This window comes from Pseudomonas entomophila, assembly GCF_018417595.1.
In the GTDB taxonomy this organism is placed as follows: domain Bacteria; phylum Pseudomonadota; class Gammaproteobacteria; order Pseudomonadales; family Pseudomonadaceae; genus Aquipseudomonas; species Aquipseudomonas entomophila_C.
The window spans coordinates 5,841,255-5,861,098 of record NZ_CP070982.1 but is presented as its reverse complement, the minus strand read 5'-3'; the positions used below and the strand labels follow the sequence as shown (position 1 = coordinate 5,861,098).

At 64.1% G+C, this 19,844-nt stretch carries 19 protein-coding genes and 1 pseudogene; 8 read left to right on the top strand and 12 right to left on the bottom strand.

Going from position 1 to position 19,844, the window contains the following annotated elements; genetic code table 11:
* Window positions 1–8 precede the first annotated feature (8 nt).
* The 3 genes from spoT to JYG34_RS25755 all read right to left on the bottom strand — a co-directional run bounded on the left by spoT (window position 9) and on the right by JYG34_RS25755 (window position 3,603).
* A complete protein-coding gene (spoT, locus tag JYG34_RS25765; protein WP_011536410.1) occupies window positions 9–2,117 on the bottom strand; it encodes a bifunctional GTP diphosphokinase/guanosine-3',5'-bis pyrophosphate 3'-pyrophosphohydrolase in 2,109 nt (702 codons plus the stop codon).
* A 59-nt stretch (window positions 2,118–2,176) separates the two neighbouring features.
* The gene (rpoZ, locus tag JYG34_RS25760) at window positions 2,177–2,440 is read right to left on the bottom strand and encodes a DNA-directed RNA polymerase subunit omega (protein WP_008091595.1); all 264 of its coding nucleotides are present in this window, start codon (window positions 2,438–2,440) and stop codon (window positions 2,177–2,179) included.
* A 287-nt stretch (window positions 2,441–2,727) separates the two neighbouring features.
* On the bottom strand, window positions 2,728–3,603 hold the full coding sequence (locus tag JYG34_RS25755; RefSeq protein ID WP_213658910.1) for a LysR family transcriptional regulator: 876 nt from the start codon (window positions 3,601–3,603) through the stop codon (window positions 2,728–2,730).
* Window positions 3,604–3,809: 206 nt separating this feature from the next.
* On the opposite strand from JYG34_RS25755, the gene JYG34_RS25750 reads away from it, so the two are divergent.
* The 3 genes from JYG34_RS25750 to JYG34_RS25740 all read left to right on the top strand — a co-directional run bounded on the left by JYG34_RS25750 (window position 3,810) and on the right by JYG34_RS25740 (window position 7,622).
* The gene (locus JYG34_RS25750) at window positions 3,810–5,192 is read left to right on the top strand and encodes a glutamine synthetase family protein (RefSeq protein ID WP_213658909.1); all 1,383 of its coding nucleotides are present in this window, start codon (window positions 3,810–3,812) and stop codon (window positions 5,190–5,192) included.
* A gap of 4 nt (window positions 5,193–5,196) precedes the next feature.
* Window positions 5,197–5,970, top strand: coding sequence for a gamma-glutamyl-gamma-aminobutyrate hydrolase family protein (locus tag JYG34_RS25745; RefSeq protein ID WP_213658908.1), 774 nt, complete (start codon window positions 5,197–5,199; stop codon window positions 5,968–5,970).
* A 113-nt stretch (window positions 5,971–6,083) separates the two neighbouring features.
* Window positions 6,084–7,622, top strand: a complete 1,539-nt coding sequence (locus JYG34_RS25740) for an APC family permease (protein ID WP_213658907.1) — start codon at window positions 6,084–6,086, stop codon at window positions 7,620–7,622.
* Between the two features lie 78 nt (window positions 7,623–7,700).
* On the opposite strand, the gene gmk is transcribed toward JYG34_RS25740, so the two are convergent.
* Window positions 7,701–8,357 (bottom strand): guanylate kinase, encoded by a 657-nt coding sequence (gmk, locus tag JYG34_RS25735; protein WP_213658906.1) that lies wholly within the window; start codon window positions 8,355–8,357, stop codon window positions 7,701–7,703.
* Between the two features lie 13 nt (window positions 8,358–8,370).
* Window positions 8,371–9,234 (bottom strand): YicC/YloC family endoribonuclease, encoded by an 864-nt coding sequence (locus tag JYG34_RS25730; protein ID WP_213658905.1) that lies wholly within the window; start codon window positions 9,232–9,234, stop codon window positions 8,371–8,373.
* A 228-nt stretch (window positions 9,235–9,462) separates the two neighbouring features.
* Here JYG34_RS25730 and rph point away from each other — a divergent pair, with 228 nt between their 5' ends.
* Window positions 9,463–10,185, top strand: coding sequence for a ribonuclease PH (gene rph, locus JYG34_RS25725; RefSeq protein WP_011536403.1), 723 nt, complete (start codon window positions 9,463–9,465; stop codon window positions 10,183–10,185).
* Between the two features lie 58 nt (window positions 10,186–10,243).
* On the opposite strand, the gene JYG34_RS25720 is transcribed toward rph, so the two are convergent.
* Window positions 10,244–11,023 (bottom strand): exodeoxyribonuclease III, encoded by a 780-nt coding sequence (locus JYG34_RS25720; protein WP_011536402.1) that lies wholly within the window; start codon window positions 11,021–11,023, stop codon window positions 10,244–10,246.
* An 80-nt stretch (window positions 11,024–11,103) separates the two neighbouring features.
* Here JYG34_RS25720 and pyrE point away from each other — a divergent pair, with 80 nt between their 5' ends.
* Entirely contained in the window at window positions 11,104–11,745 is a 642-nt protein-coding gene (gene pyrE, locus JYG34_RS25715; RefSeq protein ID WP_213658904.1) for an orotate phosphoribosyltransferase, read from the top strand.
* 125 nt (window positions 11,746–11,870) lie between these two features.
* Here the strand turns inward: pyrE and argB are convergent, their stop codons facing one another.
* The 4 genes and pseudogenes from argB to coaBC all read right to left on the bottom strand — a co-directional run bounded on the left by argB (window position 11,871) and on the right by coaBC (window position 15,974).
* A complete protein-coding gene (gene argB / locus JYG34_RS25710; protein ID WP_011536400.1) occupies window positions 11,871–12,776 on the bottom strand; it encodes an acetylglutamate kinase in 906 nt (301 codons plus the stop codon).
* Window positions 12,777–12,806: 30 nt separating this feature from the next.
* Window positions 12,807–14,180, bottom strand: a pseudogene (locus JYG34_RS25705) (phosphomannomutase/phosphoglucomutase); the annotation flags it as partial.
* 121 nt (window positions 14,181–14,301) lie between these two features.
* The gene (dut, locus tag JYG34_RS25700; RefSeq protein ID WP_213658902.1) at window positions 14,302–14,757 is read right to left on the bottom strand and encodes a dUTP diphosphatase; all 456 of its coding nucleotides are present in this window, start codon (window positions 14,755–14,757) and stop codon (window positions 14,302–14,304) included.
* A gap of 5 nt (window positions 14,758–14,762) precedes the next feature.
* The gene (gene coaBC, locus JYG34_RS25695) at window positions 14,763–15,974 is read right to left on the bottom strand and encodes a bifunctional phosphopantothenoylcysteine decarboxylase/phosphopantothenate--cysteine ligase CoaBC (RefSeq protein ID WP_213658901.1); all 1,212 of its coding nucleotides are present in this window, start codon (window positions 15,972–15,974) and stop codon (window positions 14,763–14,765) included.
* Window positions 15,975–16,101: 127 nt separating this feature from the next.
* On the opposite strand from coaBC, the gene radC reads away from it, so the two are divergent.
* Window positions 16,102–16,782 carry a RadC family protein gene (radC, locus tag JYG34_RS25690; protein ID WP_213658900.1) on the top strand — a complete coding sequence of 227 codons (681 nt, stop codon included), beginning with the start codon at window positions 16,102–16,104 and terminating at the stop codon, window positions 16,780–16,782.
* 48 nt (window positions 16,783–16,830) lie between these two features.
* Here the strand turns inward: radC and JYG34_RS25685 are convergent, their stop codons facing one another.
* Window positions 16,831–18,420, bottom strand: coding sequence for an ABC transporter substrate-binding protein (locus JYG34_RS25685; protein ID WP_213658899.1), 1,590 nt, complete (start codon window positions 18,418–18,420; stop codon window positions 16,831–16,833).
* Between the two features lie 372 nt (window positions 18,421–18,792).
* Between JYG34_RS25685 and rpmB the strand changes: the two genes are divergently transcribed.
* Both rpmB and rpmG read left to right on the top strand, forming a co-directional pair.
* Complete coding sequence (rpmB, locus tag JYG34_RS25680) at window positions 18,793–19,029, top strand: 50S ribosomal protein L28 (RefSeq protein ID WP_008091535.1); 237 nt, start codon at window positions 18,793–18,795, stop codon at window positions 19,027–19,029.
* A gap of 11 nt (window positions 19,030–19,040) precedes the next feature.
* Window positions 19,041–19,196 carry a 50S ribosomal protein L33 gene (gene rpmG, locus JYG34_RS25675; RefSeq protein WP_003253507.1) on the top strand — a complete coding sequence of 52 codons (156 nt, stop codon included), beginning with the start codon at window positions 19,041–19,043 and terminating at the stop codon, window positions 19,194–19,196.
* A 97-nt stretch (window positions 19,197–19,293) separates the two neighbouring features.
* Here the strand turns inward: rpmG and JYG34_RS25670 are convergent, their stop codons facing one another.
* Window positions 19,294–19,653, bottom strand: a complete 360-nt coding sequence (locus tag JYG34_RS25670; RefSeq protein WP_125466055.1) for a cupin domain-containing protein — start codon at window positions 19,651–19,653, stop codon at window positions 19,294–19,296.
* Window positions 19,654–19,844 lie beyond the last annotated feature (191 nt).

Here is a 19,844-nt window from a genome sequence, read left to right as displayed (position 1 = left end):
TTGGCGGACTACGCACGCATCCGGGTGATGCGGACCACGCCGGTCAAGGTACGCAGTTTCTTGATCACGCGGGCCAGGTGCACGCGGTCGTGCACGCTGACCACCAGTTGGACCACGCTGATACGGCCGTCGCGTTCGTCCATGCTGATTTTTTCGATGTTGCCGTCGGCGGCGTTGACGCTGCTGGCCAGCAGGGCGATCAGGCCGCGCTGGTGCTCCAGCTCGACGCGCAGTTCGACGTTGAACTCGCCGGTGACGTCCTTGGCCCAGGAGAGTTGCAGGCACTTCTCCGGGTTGTGGCGGACTTCACTGATATTGCGGCAGTCTTCCAGGTGCACGACCATGCCCTTGCCCGCCGACAGGTGGCCGACGATCGGGTCGCCCGGGATCGGGGTGCAGCACTTGGCGTAGCTGAGCACCAGGCCCTCGGTGCCACGGATCGCCAGCGGGCCTTCCGGCGCCGGCAGTTGTTCGCCTTCGGCCGACAGCAGGCGGCGGGCGACCACATAGGCCATGCGGTTGCCCAGGCCGATGTCCTCGAGCAGGTCTTCGACCAGTTCCAGGCGATACTCGGTGAGGATGCCCTGGATGCGTTCCTGGGGGATCTGTTCCAGGCTGCTGTCGAAGCCGGTCAGCACCTTGTTCAGCAGGCGCTCGCCGAGGCTGATCGACTCGGAGCGGCGCTGTTGCTTGAGGGCGTGGCGGATGTGCGTGCGCGCCTTGCCGGTGACCACGAAGTTGAGCCAAGCCGGGTTGGGGCGCGCGCCCGGGGCGCTGACGATCTCGACGGTCGAACCGCTCTGCAGCGGTTCGGACAGCGGCGCCAGGCGGCGGTTGATGCGGCAGGCGATACAGCTGTTGCCGACGTCGGTGTGTACCGCGTAGGCGAAGTCGACGGCGGTGGAGCCTTTGGGCAGCTCCATGATCCGGCCTTTGGGGGTGAACACGTAGACCTCGTCCGGGAACAGGTCGATCTTCACGCTCTCGATGAATTCCAGCGAGTTGCCGGCGCGCTGTTGCAGTTCGAGGATGCCCTTGACCCACTGGCGGGCGCGGGCATGGCTGCCCTTGGGCTGCTCTTCCTCGTTCGATTTGTACAGCCAGTGCGCGGCGATGCCGTTGTTGGCCATCTCTTCCATTTCGCGGGTGCGGATCTGGATCTCGATGGGTACGCCGTGCATGCCGAACAGCGTGGTGTGCAGCGACTGGTAGCCGTTGGCCTTGGGGATCGCGATGTAGTCCTTGAACCGGCCCGGCAGCGGCTTGTACAGGTTGTGCACGGCGCCGAGCACGCGGTAGCAGGTGTCGACCTTGTCGACGATGATGCGGAAGGCGTACACGTCCATGATCTCGGTGAAGGCGCGGCGCTTGCCGCGCATCTTCTTGTAGATGCCATAGAGGTGTTTCTGCCGGCCGCTGACTTCGCCCTCGATGCCGTCGGCGGCCAGGCAGTTGGCCAGCGAAGTCTCGATCTTGGCGACGATTTCCTTGCGGTTGCCACGCGCGCTCTTGACCGCCCGGTGGATCAGCGACGAACGCATCGGGTGCATGGCCTTGAAGCCCAGGTCCTCGAACTCCACGCGCACGGTGTGCATGCCCAGGCGATTGGCGATGGGGGCGTAGATCTCGAGGGTTTCCTTGGCGATGCGCCGGCGTTTTTCGCCGGACAGCACTTCCAGGGTGCGCATGTTGTGCAGGCGGTCCGCCAGCTTGACCAGGATCACGCGGATGTCGCGGGCCATGGCCATGGCCATCTTCTGGAAGTTTTCGGCTTGCGCCTCGGCTTTCGTCTCGAAGTTCATCTGGGTCAGCTTGCTGACCCCGTCGACCAGCTCGGCGACGGTCTCGCCGAATTGCTGGCTCAAGGCTTCCTTGGCGATGCCGGTGTCTTCGATCACGTCGTGCAGCATGGCCGCCATCAGGCTTTGATGGTCCATGTGCATGTCGGCGAGGATGCTGGCGACCGCCAGCGGGTGGGTCACGTAGGGCTCGCCGCTGCGGCGGCGCTGGCCATCGTGGGCCTGCTCGGCGTAGAAGTAGGCGCGCCGGACCAGGTTGACCTGTTCGGGGCCCAGATAAGTCGACAGCCGTTCGGCGAGGGCTTCTATACCCGGCATGGTTTCACCTCTTGCTGAAGAAGAGGGCCTTGCGCCGCACGGTGTCGACTGGGCATCAATCAGACGGCCTCGTTGTTCTCGTCCTCGAACGCGGCGAATACCGGATCCTCGGTGACGATCTCTTCGGCGGCGATGAACTCTGGAGTGACGATGCCTTCGGCGATTTCACGCAGGGCGACGACGGTTGGCTTGTCGTTTTCCCACGCAACGCGTGGTTCTTTGCCGCCGGTAGCGAGCTGGCGGGCGCGCTTGGTCGAGAGCATGACCAGCTCGAAGCGGTTATCCACGTGTTCCAGGCAGTCTTCAACAGTTACGCGGGCCATGGTCTTCCTCAGTAGCAAATGCGATAGGCGTGCGCCCAGAATGGGCAGGCGGACTCGATAGTTTAAAAAATCACCAGCCAATAGGGAAGGGCTGTTTTGTCGGGTGCCTGCCCAGGTCGTGCAGTGAGGCCATTCGCGGGTAAACCCGCTCCCACAGATTTGATGCCCCTTGAGCGCTACGCGGTCCCTGTGGGAGCGGGTTTACCCGCGACAAGGCCCACACAATACTCAGCCTTGCTGCCGACGATAACGGTTCCTGTTACCCGAAAACAACCGGCCTTGGCGCGTTAACGCAACATTGCGTCGCGCAGGCGTGGGGTCAGCTCCTCGAACAGCGTCTGCACCGAGCGCAACGCTCGGCAATCCGGCCGGGTCAGCAGCCACAGTTGCGTGTCGCAGCCGGGCAACGGGCCGCTCAACGCTTCCACGTCCGGCAGGTCGTGAACCATGTAGTCGGGCAGCGCCGCCACGCCCAGGCCGGTGGTCACCAGTTGGGCGATGGTCGACATGCCGCTGCATTGGTAGCGCGGTACCAGCCCGGGGTGATGCTGGTTGCGCCAGACCACGGTGGCATGGTCCTGCATGGAGTCGTCGGGGGCGATCCACGGCACGCTGGTGGCAGAAGCCTGGAGCCGTTCGCGCAGCTCCGGGCGGCCACAGATCACGTAGGACGTCGAGCCCAGGCAGCGGCCGACCAGGTGCTCAGGCGGCGTGTTGGTCAGGCGCAGGGCGATGTCGGCATCGCGCCGGCTGAGGTTGGCGAAGGTGTTGGAAGTGCCCATTTCCAGCGACAGCGCGGGGTAGTTGGGCATGAACTCGGCCAGCGCCGGCAGCAGCAGGCTGTGCAGGACGGCTTCGGTGCAGGTCACGCGGACCGTGCCGCTGACCACCTGCTCGCCGCTGGTCAGCGCGATGCGCGCCGCATCCAGTGCCTGCTCGGCGCGCTCGGCCTGCTCGGCGAGGGCCTGGGCGGTGTCGGTGGGCAGGTAGCCCTTGCGGCTCTTGACGAACAAGGCGGTGCCCAGCGCCGACTCCAGTCGCCGGATCGAGCGGAACACCGTGGAAACGTCGACCTTGAGCAGTTCGGCGGCCTTTGCCAGCGAGCGGCCGCGCTCCAGTGCCAGGACCAGGGAGAGGTCGGCGTGGTTGATCTGATATTGCATTGATGCACGCTCTGCTTGCCGAAATGCCAATGTCTGTTGCGTGGAGGCCATTTTATAGTGGAACGGCCCCCGGGAATCAATGCAGCCGGTCGGCAACCAGCCCCCACGATGGGTCAGTGAAAAGAACAACAGCAATTCCATCGTCGCCCTTCGAGGCGTCAGCCGTAGCCCCCACATCGCCGCTCCGAATCAAAGGATGTACAGCCATGACGTCGGTCTCTCCGTGCGCCAGTTCTTCCCGCGAGATGAATGAATTCCTGGATGCCCATCCGGATACCCAATACGTCGACCTGCTGATCTCCGACATGAACGGCGTGGTGCGCGGCAAGCGCATCGAGCGCGCCAGCCTGCACAAGGTGTACGAGAAGGGCATCAATCTGCCGGCCTCGCTGTTCGCCCTGGACATCAATGGCTCGACGGTCGAGAGCACCGGCCTGGGCCTGGACATTGGCGACGCCGACCGCATCTGCTACCCGATCCCCGGCACGCTGTCGGACGAGCCGTGGCAGAAGCGCCCGACCGCGCAGTTGCTGATGACCATGCATGAGCTGGACGGCGCGCCGTTCTTCGCCGACCCGCGGGAAGTGCTGCGCCAGGTGGTGAGCAAGTTCGACGATCTCGGCCTGGATATCTGCGCCGCGTTCGAGCTGGAGTTCTACCTGATCGACCAGGACAACCTCAACGGACGCCCGCAGCCGCCGCGCTCGCCGATCTCGGGCAAGCGCCCGCAGTCCACTCAGGTGTACCTGATCGACGACCTCGACGAATACGCCGACTGTCTGCAGGACATGCTCGAAGCGGCCAAGGAGCAGGGCCTGCCGGCCGATGCCATCGTCAAGGAAAGCGCCCCGGCGCAGTTCGAGGTGAACCTGCACCACGTCGCCGACCCGCTGAAGGCCTGCGACTACGCGATCCTGCTCAAGCGCCTGATCAAGAACGTCGCCTACGACCATGAGATGGACACCACGTTCATGGCCAAGCCCTACCCGGGCCAGGCGGGTAACGGCCTGCACGTGCACATCTCGCTGCTGGACAAGAAGACCGGCAAGAACATCTTCGCCCAAGAGGACCCGCAGCAGAGCGACACCCTGCGCCACGCCATCGGCGGCGTGCTGGAGACCATGCCGGCGTCGATGGCCTTCCTGTGCCCGAACATCAACTCCTACCGCCGCTTCGGCGCCCAGTTCTATGTGCCCAACGCGCCGAGCTGGGGCCTGGACAACCGCACCGTGGCGGTCCGCGTACCAACCGACAGCAGCGAGAACGTGCGCATCGAGCACCGCGTGGCCGGCGCCGACGCCAACCCGTACCTGATGCTCGCGGCGATCCTCGCCGGCATCCACCACGGCCTGACCAACAAGGTCGAGCCGGATGCGCCGATCGAAGGCAATTCGTACGAACAGCTGGAACAGAGCCTGCCGAACAACCTGCGCGATGCCCTGCGCGCGCTGGACGACAGTGAAGTCCTCAACCAATACATCAGCCCGGACTACATCGATATCTTCGTGGCCTGCAAGGAGAGCGAGCTGGCCGAGTTCGAAGTGTCGATCTCCGACCTCGAGTACAACTGGTACCTGCACACGGTGTAAGCCCATGAGCGCAATTGCGGTCCCCTTGATCGGTGTCAGCGCCTGCCGCCAGCAGGTGGGGAAGAACTCGTCGCACACGGTGGGCGACAAGTATGTCGAGGCCGCGGGCTTTGCCGGGCTGCCGCTGATCCTGCCGGCGCGTGATCGCGGCAGCGACCCGCAGGCGCTGCTGGCGCACCTGGATGGCATTCTTTTTACCGGTTCGCCTTCAAATGTCGAGCCGCATCATTACAATGGCGCGCCCAGCGCGGAAGGCACCCGGCACGATCTTGCCCGTGACCGTCTGACCTTGCCGCTGCTGCAGGCGGCGATTGCCGCCGGCGTGCCGGTGTTCTGCGTCTGTCGTGGCTTCCAGGAACTGAACGTGGCCCTTGGCGGCAGCCTGCACCAGCGCGTGCAGGAATTGCCCGGCTACCTGGACCACCGTGAACCTGAGGATGCACCCCTGGAGGTGCAATACGGCCCTCGTCATCCCGTCGCTATCGAGCCGGGCGGGATGTTCGAGCGCCTGGGCCTGGCTGCGCGGTTCGAGGTCAACTCGCTGCACAGCCAGGGCATCGACCGCCTGGCCCCGGGCCTGCGCGTCGAGGCACGGGCCCCGGATGGCCTGATCGAAGCGGTGTCGATGCCTGATGCGCCGGGCTTTGTACTCGGCGTGCAGTGGCACCCTGAATGGCGTTTCGCCGAAAACCCGGTTTCGCTGCGCCTGTTCGAGGCGTTCCGCGAGGCCTGCATTGCCCATGCTGCACGGGAAGGTGTGCGTCCGATAACAGTGTGACGTTAGCCGAAGGTCCTGGATGACCGTGCCCCCATTGCAAGCTTTCAATGAGTGAAAGTGGGCCCTCTACGGCGGGCCTGTGAGAACAATTCCAATAGTTACGGCACAGACTCATGAACGAATACACAGAAGCCGGCCGCCCACCCGACGCGGCCGACTCGGGCAGCATCCAGCGTGGCAAGGGCCTGGCCAAAGGCCGTCTCGGCCTGCTGGCCAGCGTGGTGCTGGGCATTTCCACCATCGCCCCGGTCTATACCCTGACCGGCGCGCTCGGCCCGACCGTGCGCGAGGTCGGCGCGCACCTGCCGGCGGTGTTCATCGTCGGCTTCCTGCCGATGCTGCTGGTCGCCCTCGGCTACCGCGAGCTGAACTCGGCGGAGCCTGACAGTGGCACGTCATTCACTTGGTCGGCCCGTGCCTTCGGCCCGATGATCGGCTGGATCGGCGGCTGGGGCCTGGTGGTCGCCACCACCATCGTGCTGTCCAACCTCGCGGGGGTGGCGGTCGACTTCTTCTACCTGTTCATCGCCCAGATCACCGGCAACCAGGAGCTGGCGGCCCTGGCGGACAACTTGTTGATCAACGTCGTCACGTGTTGCGTGTTCATCGCCCTGGCGGTGTGGATCTGTTGCCGGGGCATGGCCACCACCATGACCGTGCAGTACGGGCTGGTGGCCTTGCAGCTGCTGGTGCTGATCGGCTTTGCGTTCGCCGCCTTCAGCGAGACCACGGCGCCGCCGCCGCTGGCGTTCGATCTTGCCTGGTTCAACCCGTTCGGCGTCGAGTCGTTCTCGGCGTTCGCTGCGGGCCTTTCGCTGTCGATCTTCATCTTCTGGGGCTGGGACGTGTGCCTGACCGTCAGCGAAGAGTCGGTCGGCAGTGAAGAGGTGCCGGGCAAGGCCGCCACCTGGACCGTACTGCTGATCCTTGGGTTGTACCTGCTCACCGCCATCGCCACCCTGCAATTCGCCGGGATCAGCGAGGATGGCCTGGGCCTGAACAACCCGCGCATCCAGGAAAACGTCTTCGCCCACCTGGCCGGTCCGGTCATGGGGCCGCTGGCGATCCTGATGTCGATCGCGGTGTTGGCCAGTACTGCAGCGTCGCTGCAATCGACCTTCGTCTCGCCTGCGCGCACCTTGCTGGCCATGGGTTACTACGGTGCCGTGCCGCAGCGCTTCGCCAAGGTCTGCCCGCGTTCGCAGACCCCGCGCTACGCGACCATCTGCGCCGGTGTCGCCGCTGGCCTGTTCTACGTGACCATGCGCACCCTGAGCGAGAACGTGCTGGCCGATACCATCACCGCCCTGGGCATGATGATCTGTTTCTACTACTCGCTGACCGCGTTCGCCTGTGTGTGGTACTTCCGCCACAGCCTGTTCGACAGCCTGCGCCACTTCTTCATGCGCGGCGCGTGCCCGCTGGTGGGTGGGGTGATCCTGTCGGTGATCTTTGTGCGCACGGCAATCGACAGCGCCTCGCCGGATTTCGGCAGCGGCTCGCATGTGGGTGGGCTGGGGCTGGTGTTCGTGATCGCGGCGATCATCTCGGCGCTGGGGATCGTGCTGATGATGCTCTCGCGCCTGCGGGCGCCGGCGTATTTCCTGGGGGCTACCCTGCGTCAGCAGGCGACGCTGCAGTTGCAGGAATAACAACCTCGAAACCATCGCGGGGCAAGCCCGCTCCCACGAGTCACAGCGTGGGAGCGGGCTTGCCCCGCGATGCGTTCATCAGCCGATCAGCTGCTTCAGCAGGGCGCCGTGCGTCTGCTGCTGTTTCTCCAGTTTCAGTGTTTCGGCGCGTGCCACGGCATCCACACCCTCTTCGCGGTTCGAGCGGAACACGGCCTTCAACTCTTCCAGCGCCGTGTCGAAGTTGTCATTGATGATGACGTACTCGTACTCGTCGTAGTGCTCCATCTCGCTGACCGCTTCCTTCATGCGCCCGGCAATGATCTCCTCGCTGTCCTGGCCGCGATTGTCCAGGCGCTGACGCAGTGCCTCCTGGCTGGGCGGCAGGATGAATACCGAGCGAGCTTGCGGCATCAGTTCGCGCACCTGGCGGGCGCCTTGCCAGTCGATTTCCAGGATCAGGTCGTTGCCTTTGTCCAGCACCTCTTGCAACGCGCTGCGCGAAGTACCGTAGAAGTTGCCGAATACTTCGGCGTGTTCGAGGAAGTCGTTGCGATCGATCAGCGCCTTGAACTCGTCGTGGCTGACGAAGTGATAATTCACGCCATGCTCTTCACCCGGGCGTTTGTTGCGGGTGGTGTGCGAGACCGAAACGCTGACGCGCGGGTCGTCCTTGATCAACGCCGTGACCAGGCTGGTCTTGCCGGCGCCGGAAGGGGCGGAAACGATGTAGAGGGTGCCGCTGCTGTGGTTCATGGTGGGGGTGGCCTTACTCGATGTTCTGTACTTGTTCACGCATCTGTTCGATCAGCACCTTCAGGTTGACCGCCGCTTGCGTGCTGCGCGGGTCGAAGGCCTTGGAGCCCAGGGTGTTGGCTTCGCGGTTGAGTTCCTGCATCAGGAAGTCCAGGCGCCGGCCGGCGGCGCCGCCGGACTTGAGCACCCGGCGCACCTCGGTGACGTGGGTGCTGAGGCGGTCCAGTTCTTCGGCGACGTCGCTTTTCTGGGCCAGCAGGACCATCTCCTGCTCCAGGCGCTGTGGGTCGAGCTCGGCCTTCATGTCGCTGAAGCGGTCGAGGATCTTCTGCCGTTGCACGGCCAGCATCTGTGGTACCAGGGTGCGCAGGGTCGCCACCTCGGTGGCCATGTTGTCCAGGCGCTCGTTGATCAGGCGGGCCAGCTCGACGCCCTCGCGCTGGCGCCCAGCCTTGAGTTCGGTCAGGGCTTCATCGAACAGGGCGATGGCTTCGGCGTTCAGTGCCTGCGGGTCGGTGGCATCCGCCACCAGCACGCCTGGCCAGGCCAGCACTTCCAGCGGGTTGAGCGGGGCCGGCTGCTTGATCAGGCTGGCCACGGCCTCGGCGGCGGCGACCAGTTGCGCGGCGCGTTCGCGGTCGACCTGCAACGGCTTGCCGGTGCTATCCTCGTTCAGCCGCAACGTGCACTCGACCTTGCCGCGCGACAGGCCCTGGCGCAGGCCTTCACGCACCGCGCCCTCGAGATCGCGCAGGGCCTCGGGCAGGCGCAGGTGCGGTTCGAGATAACGGTGGTTGACCGAGCGCAGCTCCCAGACCAGGGTGCCTTGGCTGCCAGCGCGCTCGACTCGAGCAAAAGCGGTCATGCTGTGCACCATGGGGAGTACCTCGCGTAATTCGGGTGAGCGGGAAAGCCTTTCGGCTGCAAGGCGCAGGATTGTAGCGCAGTGCGGCCCGGGCGCCCAATCCAGCCATGCTACAGGCGCACCGGGGGGGTGATGGGAAAAGTCGACAGACTGCCCGGGCTGCGACGATAGGCGTGTCCTCGCCGGGCGTCGCGCCCTATAATGCTCGGCAGATTCAAAGTCCCGGTACAGGTATCCCAGATGAAACGTCCAAGTGGTCGCGCCGCCGATCAGCTCCGCTCGATCCGCATCACCCGCAACTACACCAAGCACGCCGAGGGGTCGGTACTGGTCGAGTTCGGTGACACCAAGGTCATCTGCACGGTCAGCGTCGAAAATGGTGTTCCCCGCTTCCTCAAAGGCCAGGGCCAAGGCTGGCTGACCGCCGAGTACGGCATGCTGCCGCGCTCCACCGGCGAGCGTAACCAGCGCGAGGCCAGCCGTGGCAAGCAAGGCGGCCGCACCCTCGAGATCCAGCGCCTGATCGGCCGCTCCCTGCGCGCCGCGCTGGACATGAGCAAGCTGGGTGACATCACGCTGTACGTCGACTGCGACGTGATCCAGGCCGACGGCGGCACCCGCACCGCGTCGATCACCGGCGCCATGGTCGCCCTGTGTGACGCCCTGGCAGTGATCAAGAAGCGTGGCGGGCTCAAGGGCGGCAACCCGCTCAAGCACATGATCGCCGCAGTGTCGGTGGGCATGTATCAGGGCGAGGCCGTGCTCGACCTCGACTACCTCGAGGACTCCGCTGCCGAGACCGACCTGAACGTGGTCATGACCAGCGCCGGTGGCTTCATCGAAGTGCAGGGCACCGCCGAAGGCGCGCCGTTCCAGCCTGAAGACTTCAACGCCATGCTGGCGTTGGCGCAGAAGGGCATGGGCGAGATCTTCGAGCTGCAGCAGGCCGCGTTGGCCGACTGACCGTTCTGGCAGATACAAAAAAGCCGACGTCATGTCGGCTTTCTTGTATCTGGAGGCCTCAGATGGTGAGGGTCCAGTCGTAGTCCACGATCAGCGGTGCATGGCGCGAGAAGCGCGGCTGGCGCGGCAGGCGGGCGTTGCGCACGAAGCGGCGCAGGCCTGGAGTGAGGATCTGGTAGTCGAACCGGTAACCCAGGTTGAGCATTTCTGCCTGTTCGTTGTCCGGCCACCAGCTGTACTGGTCGCCTTCGCGGCTGACTTCGCGCAGCGCGTCGACATAGCCCATGTCGCCGGTGATGGCGTCCATCCAGGCACGCTCTGGCGGCAGGAAGCCGACCGACTGCTGGCTGTCGCGCCAGTTCTTGATGTCGAGCTTCTGCTGCGCCACGTAGAACGAGCCGCAATAGATGTATTCGCGTCGCTTGCGACGCTGCTTGTCCAGGTACTTGGCGAAGTCGTCCATCAACTTGAATTTCTGGTTCAAGTCGTCGTCGCCGTTCATGCCCGAAGGCAGCAGCAGGGTAGCAATACTGACTTTGTCGAAATCTGCTTGCAGATAACGCCCGTAGCGATCGGCTGTCTCGAAGCCCAGGCCGGTGATGACTGCCTTGGGCTGCATGCGCGAGTACAGTGCCACGCCACCTTGGGTGGGCACCTCCGCGTCGCAGGCGTAAAGGAAATAGCCATCGAGCTGGAAAGCTGGGTCGTCGAGTTCAAAGGCCGAGGCGCGGGTATCCTGAAGGCAGATGACGTCGGCATTCTGGGCTTGCAACCAGCTGAGCAATCCACGCTCGGCCGCAGCCTGAATGCCATTTACGTTCACACTGATGATCCGCATAAATGGCCCCAAAAATCTCGTGCGTGTATGATACCCGAGCTCAACACATTTAGCTAAATCCGTGGTGTCCGGGACCTTTCATGCAGCCGTATCAGCGCGACTTCATCCGTTTTGCCATCGATCGCGGCGTTCTGCGCTTCGGTGAATTCACCCTGAAATCGGGGCGTACCAGCCCATATTTCTTCAACGCCGGCCTGTTCAACACAGGTTCTGCGCTCGCCCAGCTGGGGCGTTGCTACGCGGCGGCCATCGTCGACAGCAAGATCCCGTTCGACGTGCTGTTTGGCCCAGCGTACAAAGGCATCCCGCTGGCTGCGGCCACGGCGGTGGCCCTGGCAGACCAGCACCAGCTCGACGTGCCATGGTGCTTCAACCGCAAGGAAGCCAAGGACCACGGCGAAGGTGGCAGCCTGGTCGGCGCGCCGCTGGCCGGTGACGTGCTGATCATCGACGACGTGATCACCGCCGGTACCGCCATCCGCGAAGTGATGCAGATCATCAACAATCAACAGGCCAAGGCCGCTGGTGTACTGATCGCGTTGAACCGCGAAGAGCGTGGTAATGGCGAGCTGTCGGCGATCCAGGAAGTCGAGCGCGATTTCGGCATCCCGGTGGTCAGCATCGTGTCGCTGACGCAGGTGCTGGAGTTCCTGGCCGACGATCCGCAGCTCAAGCAGCACCTGCCGGCGGTCGAGGCGTATCGCGCGCAGTACGGGATCTGATTCCGGCTCGGCAATGAAAAAGGCGACCCAAACGGTCGCCTTTTTCATTGCCGTTTCGGGCCTCTTCGCCGGCAAGCCGGTTCTTGTAGGGGCCGGCTTGCCGGCGAAGAGGCCCGAAAGGCTGATCAGTGACGCTTGCGGTTGGTGATCAGGGTGCCCACGCCGCTGTCGGTGAAGATCTCCAGCAACACAGCGTTGGGTACGCGGCCGTCGATGATGTGCGAGCTGTTCACGCCGCCCTGGACCGCATCCAGCGCGCACTTGATCTTCGGCAGCATGCCGCCATAGATGGTGCCGTCGGCGATCAGCTCGTTGACCTGCTCGGTGGTCAGGCCGGTCAGTACCTGGCCCTGCTTGTCCATCAGGCCGGCGATGTTGGTCAGCAGCATCAGCTTCTCGGCTTTCAGCGCTTCGGCCACCTTGCCGGCTACCAGGTCGGCGTTGATGTTGTACGACTCGCCGTTGGCGCCCACGCCGATCGGCGCGATCACCGGGATGAAGTCGCCCTTGACCAGCATGTTCAGCAGGTCGGTGTTCACGCTCACCACTTCGCCCACGTGACCGATGTCGATGATTTCCGGGGTGGTCATCTCCGGGGTCTGGCGGGTGACGGTGAGCTTGCGCGCGCGGATCAGCTCCGCGTCCTTGCCGGTCAGGCCGATGGCGCTGCCGCCGTGGCGGTTGATCAGGTTGACGATATCCTTGTTGACCTGGCCGCCCAGGACCATCTCCACCACGTCCATGGTCGCCGCGTCAGTGACGCGCATGCCGTCGATGAAGTGGCTCTCGATCGACAGGCGCTTGAGCAGGTCGCCGATCTGCGGGCCGCCACCGTGCACGACCACCGGGTTGATGCCCACGGCCTTCATCAGCACGATGTCACGGGCAAAGCCGGTCTTGAGCTCCTCGCTCTCCATCGCGTTGCCGCCGTACTTGATCACCAGGGTCTTGCCGACGAAACGGCGGATGTAAGGCAGTGCTTCGGACAAAACCTCGGCTACATGGGAAGCGGCATCGCGATCGAGGGTCATGCAGGGCTCCAGGTAAGGAACGGATAGTCGTCAGAACGGCAGTTGCAGGTCTGGTTGGACTCGCAGCAACTGCGTGCGGAATACAGCCTTGATTCGGTCGAGTTCTGCTTCGCTGTCGGCCTCGAAGCGCAGTACCAGCACCGGTGTGGTGTTGGAGGCGCGGACCAGGCCCCAGCCGTGCGGGTAGTCGACCCGTACACCGTCGATGGTGGTCAGGTTGGCCACGCCCCAGTCGGCGTCGCGTTGCAGTGCATCAATGATGCTGAATTTACCCTCGTCGGTCACATCAATGTTGATTTCCGGTGTGGAAATATCATTGGGGAAGGCGGCGAACAGGGTTTCGGCGTCCTGGCCGGCCTTGCTGAGGATCTCCAGCAGGCGCGCAGCGCTGTAGATACCGTCATCGAAACCGTACCAGCGTTCCTTGATGAAGATGTGCCCGCTCATCTCGCCGGCCAGCAACGAGCCGGTCTGCTTCATCTTCTTCTTGATCAACGAGTGGCCGGTCTTCCACATTAGCGCGCGGCCGCCGTGCTGCTCGATCAGTGGGGTGAGACGGCGGGTGCACTTCACGTCGAAGATGATCTCGGCGCCCGGGTTGCGCGCCAGCACGTCCTGGGCGAACAGCATCAGCAGGCGGTCGGGGTAGACGATGCTGCCGGTGTTGGTCACCACGCCCACGCGGTCACCGTCGCCGTCGAAGGCCAGGCCGATATCGGCGCCGGTTTCTTTCACCTTGGCGATCAGGTCTTCCAGGTTCTCGGGCTTGCCCGGGTCCGGGTGGTGGTTGGGGAAGTGGCCGTCGACCTCGCAGAACAGCGGGATCACCTCGCAGCCCAGTGCTTCGATCAGCTGCGGGGCGAGCACGCCGGCGGCGCCGTTGCCGCAGTCGACCACCACCTTCAGGCGCTTGGCCAGCTTCACGTCGCCGGTGATCTGCTGGAAGTAGCGGTCGAGGATCTCGACCTTCTGCACCCGGCCTTCGCCGCGGGTCAGGTCGTTGGTTTTCAGGCGCGTCAGCAGGGCCTGGATCTGTTCGTTGGCCAGGGTGTCGCCGGCGATGACGATCTTGAAACCGTTGTAGTCCGACGGGTTGTGGCTGCCGGTGAGCATCACCCCCGACTTGCCGGCCAGCACGTTGGCGGCGTAGTACAGCGCTGGCGTCGGTACCAGGCCGACGTCGCTGACCTGGCAACCGGCGTCGGCCAGGCCCTTGATCAGTTGCTCGACCAGCATCGGGCCGGACAGGCGGCCGTCGCGGCCGACTGAGATCTGCGGTTCGCCCTGGGCGAGGGTCTGGGCGCCGATGGCGCGGCCGATCCAGTAGGCGGTTTCGGCGTGCAGGTTCTTGCCGACCACGCCACGGATGTCATAGGCGCGGAAGATGCTGTCGGGTAGTGCGGGTACCAGGTGGGCCATGTCGTTCATCTCTGGGGCTCCGTAGGTCAAGGGCTTCTGGGCAGGCACAAACTGAACGCTTGGACGGTGGAATCACCAGAGAGTTCGCCATCCATGGCGTGAACGGTCAGCGGGTGCCGGAGTGGCCGAAGCCGCCGGCACCGCGCTGGGTCTCGTCGAACTGCTCGACGATGTCGAAGTGCGCCTGCACCACCGGTACCAGGATCAGTTGCGCGATACGCTCGCCGATGGTGATGGTGAACGGGGTGTTGCCGCGGTTCCAGCAGGAGACCATCAGCTCGCCCTGGTAGTCCGAGTCGATGAGGCCGACCAGGTTGCCCAGCACGATACCGTGCTTATGGCCCAGGCCCGAGCGCGGCAGGATCATGGCTGCCAGGCCCGGGTCGCCGATGTACACCGACAGGCCGGTGGGGATCAGCAGGGTCTGGCCCGGCTCGAGGACGGTGTCCTCCTTGAGCAGGGCACGCAGGTCCAGGCCGGCGGAGCCGGGGGTGGCGTACTGCGGCAGGGGGAATTCGGTGCCCAGGCGTGGGTCGAGGATCTTGGCTTGAAGAGCGTGCATGTAACTTATTGAACCTGGTTGAGCCGTTCGGCGATGAAGGCAACCAGCTGACGGGCGATCTTGCCCTTGCTGGTCTGCGCGAAGAGGGTCTGGTGCTGCTGGCGGTCGATCACGGTCAGGGCGTTCTCCTCGCTGTTGAAGCCGATGCTGGGGTTGGCCACATCATTGGCGACGATCAGGTCGAGGTTCTTGTCCTTGAGCTTGCGTGTGGCGTAGTCGAGCAGGTGCTCGGTCTCGGCGGCGAAGCCCACGCTGAACGGGCGATCAGGCCGGCCGGCAATGGTCGCAAGGATATCGGGATTGCGCACCATCTGCAGCAGCATGCCGTCGCCTGTGGTGGGATCTTTCTTGAGCTTCTGTGGGGCGACGACTTCCGGGCGGTAGTCCGCGACCGCGGCCGAGGCGATGAACAGGTCGCACGGCATGGCCGCCTCGCAGGCCGCGAGCATGTCCCGCGCGCTGACCACGTCGATGCGGTTGACCCGGTCGGGGGGCGGCAGGTGCACCGGGCCGGTGACGAGGGTCACCCGGGCCCCGGCTTCGGCGGCGGCCTCTGCCAGGGCGAAGCCCATCTTCCCTGAACTATGGTTGGTGATGTAGCGCACCGGGTCGATGTTTTCCTGCGTCGGGCCTGCGGTGATCAGCACGTGCTTGCCGGTCAGGGCCTCGCGCTTGAAGCTCTCGGCGGCGCACCAGGCGAGATCCGTGGCCTCGAGCATGCGGCCCAGGCCCACGTCGCCACAGGCTTGGCTGCCGGAAGCCGGGCCGAACACCTGGATGCCGCGGCGCTTGAGCAGGTCGAGGTTGTCTTGTGTCGCCGGGTCGCGCCACATGGCCTGGTTCATCGCCGGGGCGACGGCCACGGTGGCGTCGGTGGCCAGCACCAGGGTGGTCAGCAGGTCGTCGGCCATGCCCTGGGCCATGCGCGCCAGCAGGTCGGCGGTGGCCGGGGCGATCAGCACCAGGTCGGCCCACTTGGCCAGCTCGATATGGCCCATGGCCGCTTCGGCGGCGGGGTCGAGCAGGTCCAGGTGCACCGGGTGGCCGGACAGCGCCTGCAGCGTGAGCGGGGTGATGAACTCGGCGCCACCCCGGGTCATGACCACGCGCACCTGCGCGCCGTGTTCCAGGAGTCGGCGAATCAGCTCGGCGCTCTTGTAGGCGGCGATGCCGCCACCGACGCCGAGAACGATGCGCTTGCGATACAACCGCTGCATAGGCCTTGCCTTATTCCAGTGAAAGCGGGCGGCGACGACAGCTGCCTGCGGCAGATCGTCGCATTTTCGAAGCGAACTAGATTAACACAGCGCCCAAAAGGGCCGTAGTGGCAGGCGAGGAGGGGGGATGAACATCAGGGAATGGCCGGTGGAAGAGCGGCCCAGGGAGAAGTTGTTGAACCGCGGGGCGGGCAGTCTTTCCGATGCGGAGTTGCTGGCGGTGTTTCTCGGTTCGGGGGTGAAAGGGCGCAACGTGCTGGAGTTGGCGCGTGGACTGTTGGTGAAGTTTGGCGGGTTGCGGCAGGTGCTCGAGGCGGATCGGCAGGCGTTCCTTTGTGAATTGGGGCTCGGGCCGGTCAGGTACAGCCAGTTGCAGGCTTTGCTGGAAATCGGGCGCCGGAACCTGGCGATGTCCATCGAGCGAGAGTCGGTCATGGACAGCCCGTTGACTGTGCGGCGCTACCTGAAGGCAATGCTGAGGCATGAGGCTAGCGAAGTGTTCGGCTGCCTGTTTCTGGACTCCAAACACAGGCCTTTGGCGTTCGAGATCCTTTTCCGCGGCACGATAGACCGGGCAAGCATTTATCCACGGGAGGTGGTGCGGCGGGCGTTGCTGCACAATGCGGCGGCACTGATTCTCTGTCACAACCACCCGTCGGGCAATTGCGAGCCGAGCCAGGATGATGTGCACCTAACGCTGATGCTCAAGCGCTCGCTGGCATTGATCGATGTACGAGTGGTGGACCATGTCATCGTCGGCGATGGGGAGCCGCTGTCGATGCTTGAGCATGGGTGGTTGGCGGGTTAGTTTGCTGGACACCGTACTGGCCCTTTCGCCGGCCCTGCCACCCAGGTTTCAGCGACTCACCGAAACCTTGCTGAAATCCTGCCGCCCGAACGGGCTCACCTGGTAACCCTCGACCCCTTGGCGCAGCAGTGCCGCTGCCGTCGGGTGCGCCAGCGGCAGCCATAGCGCCTGTTGCTGGATCAGCGTCTGCGCCTGCTGGTACAGCCGGCTGCGCACGCTCTGGTCGTTGGTGGTGCGGCCGGCGTTGATCAGCTGGTCCAGGCGGTTGTCGCAGAACCGTGCGAAGTTGGTCCCGGACTTGACCGCCGCGCAGGCAAACTGCGGGCTGAGGAAGTTGTCCGGGTCGCCGTTGTCGCCGGCCCAGCCCATGAACAGCAGGTCGTGTTCGCCGGCCTTGGCGCGGCGGATCAGTTCGCCCCACTCGATGGTGCGGATCTCGGCCTTGATGCCGACTTTCGCCAGGTCCGCCTGGAGCATCTGCGCCCCCAGGCTGGGGTTGGGGTTGAGCAGGCTGCCCGCCGGGCGGGTCCAAATAGTGGTTTCGAAGCCGTTGGGCAAACCGACCTTGGCCAGCAGTGCCTTGGCTTTCTTCGGGTCCTGGGTGTAGCCGGGCAGATCCTTGGCGTAGCTCCAGGTGTTCGGCGGATACGGGCCGTTGGCGGCGGTGGCGGTGTCCTCGAACACCGCCTTCAGGTAGGCGGCCTTGTCGAAGGCGAGGTTGATCGCCTGGCGCACCTCGGGCTTGTCCAGCGGCGGGTGCTGGCTGTTGATGGCGACGAAGGCTGTCATGAACGCTGGCGTCGTGACCACTTTCAGATTGCCATCCTTGCCGGCCTCGGCGACGTCCAGCGGCTTGGGCGACAGGGCCACCTGGCACTCGCCGCGCTTGATCTTCTGCAGGCGCACGTTGGCGTCCGGGGTGATGGCGAAGACCAGCGGGTCGACGGACGGCTTGCCGGCGAAGTAGTCGGGGTTGGCGCGGTAGCGCACCACGGCGTCCTTCTGGAAACGCTGGAAGACGAACGGGCCGGTGCCCACCGGCTGGCTGTTGAGTTTCTCCGGGGTGCCGGCCTTGAGCAGGGTATCGGCGTATTCGGCGGAGTAGATCGAGGCGAAGCCCATGCTCAGGGTGGCCAGGAAGGTGGCGTCCGGGTGGGTGAGGGTGAAGCGCACGGTGTGCGGTTCGGGGGCTTCGATCAGCTTGATCAGGCTGCCCAGCTGCAACGACTGGGCGTGCGGGTAGCCGCCCGGAGCGGTCTTGTGCCAGGCGTGGGCCGGGTAGAGCATGCGCTGGAAGCTGAACAGCACGTCCTCGGCATCCAGGTCGCGGCTTGGCTTGAAGTACGGCGTGGTGTGGAACTTCACGTCGGGGCGCAGCTTGAAGTCGTAGATCAAACCGTCCGGAGACACCGTCCAGCTTTCGGCCAGGCTCGGTACCACCTTGCCAAGCCCTGCGTCGAACTCGACCAGGCGGTTCATCAGCACGTCGGCCGAGGCGTTGGTGGTGGTCAGCGAGTTGTACTGCACCACGTCGAAGCCTTCGGGGCTGGCTTCGGTGCACACCGACAACGGCGCGGCCTGGGCCAAGCCTGCGGCGCAAAGCGTGGTGAACAGGAGGGAGAGAGCGGCGGCACGCATGGTGACTCCTTGGCTGGTCGATGTCCCATCTGCCGGTGCAGTCTGGAAAATTCAGGAAATGTCCTACCCTAGTGCGGGCAGGGGCAAATGACCACACCCTTTCGTATTAATTCGGCGACGGGCGGTCGACAGCTTGCCGCCCCAGTCGTTATGCTGCCCCGGCGCGCTCGGCCCGACCAGAATACTCATCTTCTGTTGTTGTGGCGGAGTCTTTCTGGTATAAAGCAGCGCTCTTTTCTAGGGGCTCGGTCTGTCGCGAAAGCGCACACGGCTGATAAGACCCCCGGGAACACGGCGCCTTGGCGCCATTGACTGAGAGATTAAGCGGCCAACCCATGCCGGGTTGGGCATGTGGTTTTAGAGGGCTGAGGCATGTCGAGAGTCTGTCAAGTTACTGGTAAGGGTCCAGTAACCGGGAACAACATTTCCCACGCAAACAACAAAACCCGTCGTCGTTTCCTGCCAAACCTGCAGCACCACCGTTTCTGGGTTGAATCCGAGAATCGTTTCGTGCGTCTGCGCGTTTCCGCCAAAGGCATGCGTATCATCGACAAGCGCGGCATCGATGCCGTTCTGGTCGACATCCGTCGTGCTGGCGCCAAGGTTTAAGGGAGAACATCATGCGTGAATTGATCCGTCTGGTATCGAGTGCTGGCACTGGCCACTTCTACACCACCGACAAGAACAAGCGCACCACTCCGGACAAGATCGAGATCAAGAAGTACGATCCGGTCGTCCGTAAGCACGTGGTCTACAAGGAAGCCAAGATCAAGTAATTGATCGGCAACCTGTGAAAAAACCCGCAACCGCAAGGTGGCGGGTTTTTTTATGCCTGCGAATCGGCAATCGTGGGGCAATCCCGCTCCCGCAAGGTTACTTCTGCTCGAACATCACATAGATCTTGCGGCATGGCTCCAGCACCTCCCAGGTGCCCTTGAAGCCGGCGGGGATGACGAAGCGATCGCCGGCGCGCAGGGTCTTGGCGTTGCCTTCCTGGTCACGCAGCACCGACACGCCCTGGACGATCTCGCAGTATTCGTGCTCGGTGTAGTTCACCGTCCACTGGCCCACTTCGCCCTCCCAGACGCCGGCGGCGAACTGCCCGCAAGGGCTGGAATAATGGTTGTAGACAGCCTGGTCAGGCTCGCCCTTGAGGATTTTCTCCGCCGCGGGGCGATAGCGTTCGGCCTCGGTCAGGACCTGCGCGAAGTCGACGATGCTGGCGATGCTCATGGTGGTTACCCTGTTGTTGTTTAATAAAATGCACATCAGTAGGCTTTTAAGCCATTCGTGTCAAATATATTGATAGTTTCCCCGCCCTGGTTTAGGGTGTCGGATGCCGGTGTGCGTTCGTCACCTGGCCAGAATTTCTGACAGCGCCCGTGAGTCCTCAGTGCGGCGTTGCACCTTAACAAGAGAGGAGT

What these genes read in the sequence shown, in the direction of transcription:
- argB (WP_011536400.1), bottom strand. Translation starts at nt 12,776, where the DNA reads ATGACCCTCGATCGCGATGCCGCTTCCCATGTAGCCGAGGTTTTGTCC.
- rpmB (WP_008091535.1), top strand. Translation starts at nt 18,793, where the DNA reads ATGTCGAGAGTCTGTCAAGTTACTGGTAAGGGTCCAGTAACCGGGAAC.
- rpmG (WP_003253507.1), top strand. Translation starts at nt 19,041, where the DNA reads ATGCGTGAATTGATCCGTCTGGTATCGAGTGCTGGCACTGGCCACTTC.
- JYG34_RS25740 (WP_213658907.1), top strand. Translation starts at nt 6,084, where the DNA reads ATGAACGAATACACAGAAGCCGGCCGCCCACCCGACGCGGCCGACTCG.
- coaBC (WP_213658901.1), bottom strand. Translation starts at nt 15,974, where the DNA reads ATGCAGCGGTTGTATCGCAAGCGCATCGTTCTCGGCGTCGGTGGCGGC.
- JYG34_RS25670 (WP_125466055.1), bottom strand. Translation starts at nt 19,653, where the DNA reads ATGAGCATCGCCAGCATCGTCGACTTCGCGCAGGTCCTGACCGAGGCC.
- gmk (WP_213658906.1), bottom strand. Translation starts at nt 8,357, where the DNA reads ATGAACCACAGCAGCGGCACCCTCTACATCGTTTCCGCCCCTTCCGGC.
- JYG34_RS25730 (WP_213658905.1), bottom strand. Translation starts at nt 9,234, where the DNA reads ATGGTGCACAGCATGACCGCTTTTGCTCGAGTCGAGCGCGCTGGCAGC.
- JYG34_RS25750 (WP_213658909.1), top strand. Translation starts at nt 3,810, where the DNA reads ATGACGTCGGTCTCTCCGTGCGCCAGTTCTTCCCGCGAGATGAATGAA.
- rph (WP_011536403.1), top strand. Translation starts at nt 9,463, where the DNA reads ATGAAACGTCCAAGTGGTCGCGCCGCCGATCAGCTCCGCTCGATCCGC.
- JYG34_RS25685 (WP_213658899.1), bottom strand. Translation starts at nt 18,420, where the DNA reads ATGCGTGCCGCCGCTCTCTCCCTCCTGTTCACCACGCTTTGCGCCGCA.
- spoT (WP_011536410.1), bottom strand. Translation starts at nt 2,117, where the DNA reads ATGCCGGGTATAGAAGCCCTCGCCGAACGGCTGTCGACTTATCTGGGC.
- pyrE (WP_213658904.1), top strand. Translation starts at nt 11,104, where the DNA reads ATGCAGCCGTATCAGCGCGACTTCATCCGTTTTGCCATCGATCGCGGC.
- JYG34_RS25755 (WP_213658910.1), bottom strand. Translation starts at nt 3,603, where the DNA reads ATGCAATATCAGATCAACCACGCCGACCTCTCCCTGGTCCTGGCACTG.
- JYG34_RS25720 (WP_011536402.1), bottom strand. Translation starts at nt 11,023, where the DNA reads ATGCGGATCATCAGTGTGAACGTAAATGGCATTCAGGCTGCGGCCGAG.
- dut (WP_213658902.1), bottom strand. Translation starts at nt 14,757, where the DNA reads ATGCACGCTCTTCAAGCCAAGATCCTCGACCCACGCCTGGGCACCGAA.
- radC (WP_213658900.1), top strand. Translation starts at nt 16,102, where the DNA reads ATGAACATCAGGGAATGGCCGGTGGAAGAGCGGCCCAGGGAGAAGTTG.
- rpoZ (WP_008091595.1), bottom strand. Translation starts at nt 2,440, where the DNA reads ATGGCCCGCGTAACTGTTGAAGACTGCCTGGAACACGTGGATAACCGC.
- JYG34_RS25745 (WP_213658908.1), top strand. Translation starts at nt 5,197, where the DNA reads ATGAGCGCAATTGCGGTCCCCTTGATCGGTGTCAGCGCCTGCCGCCAG.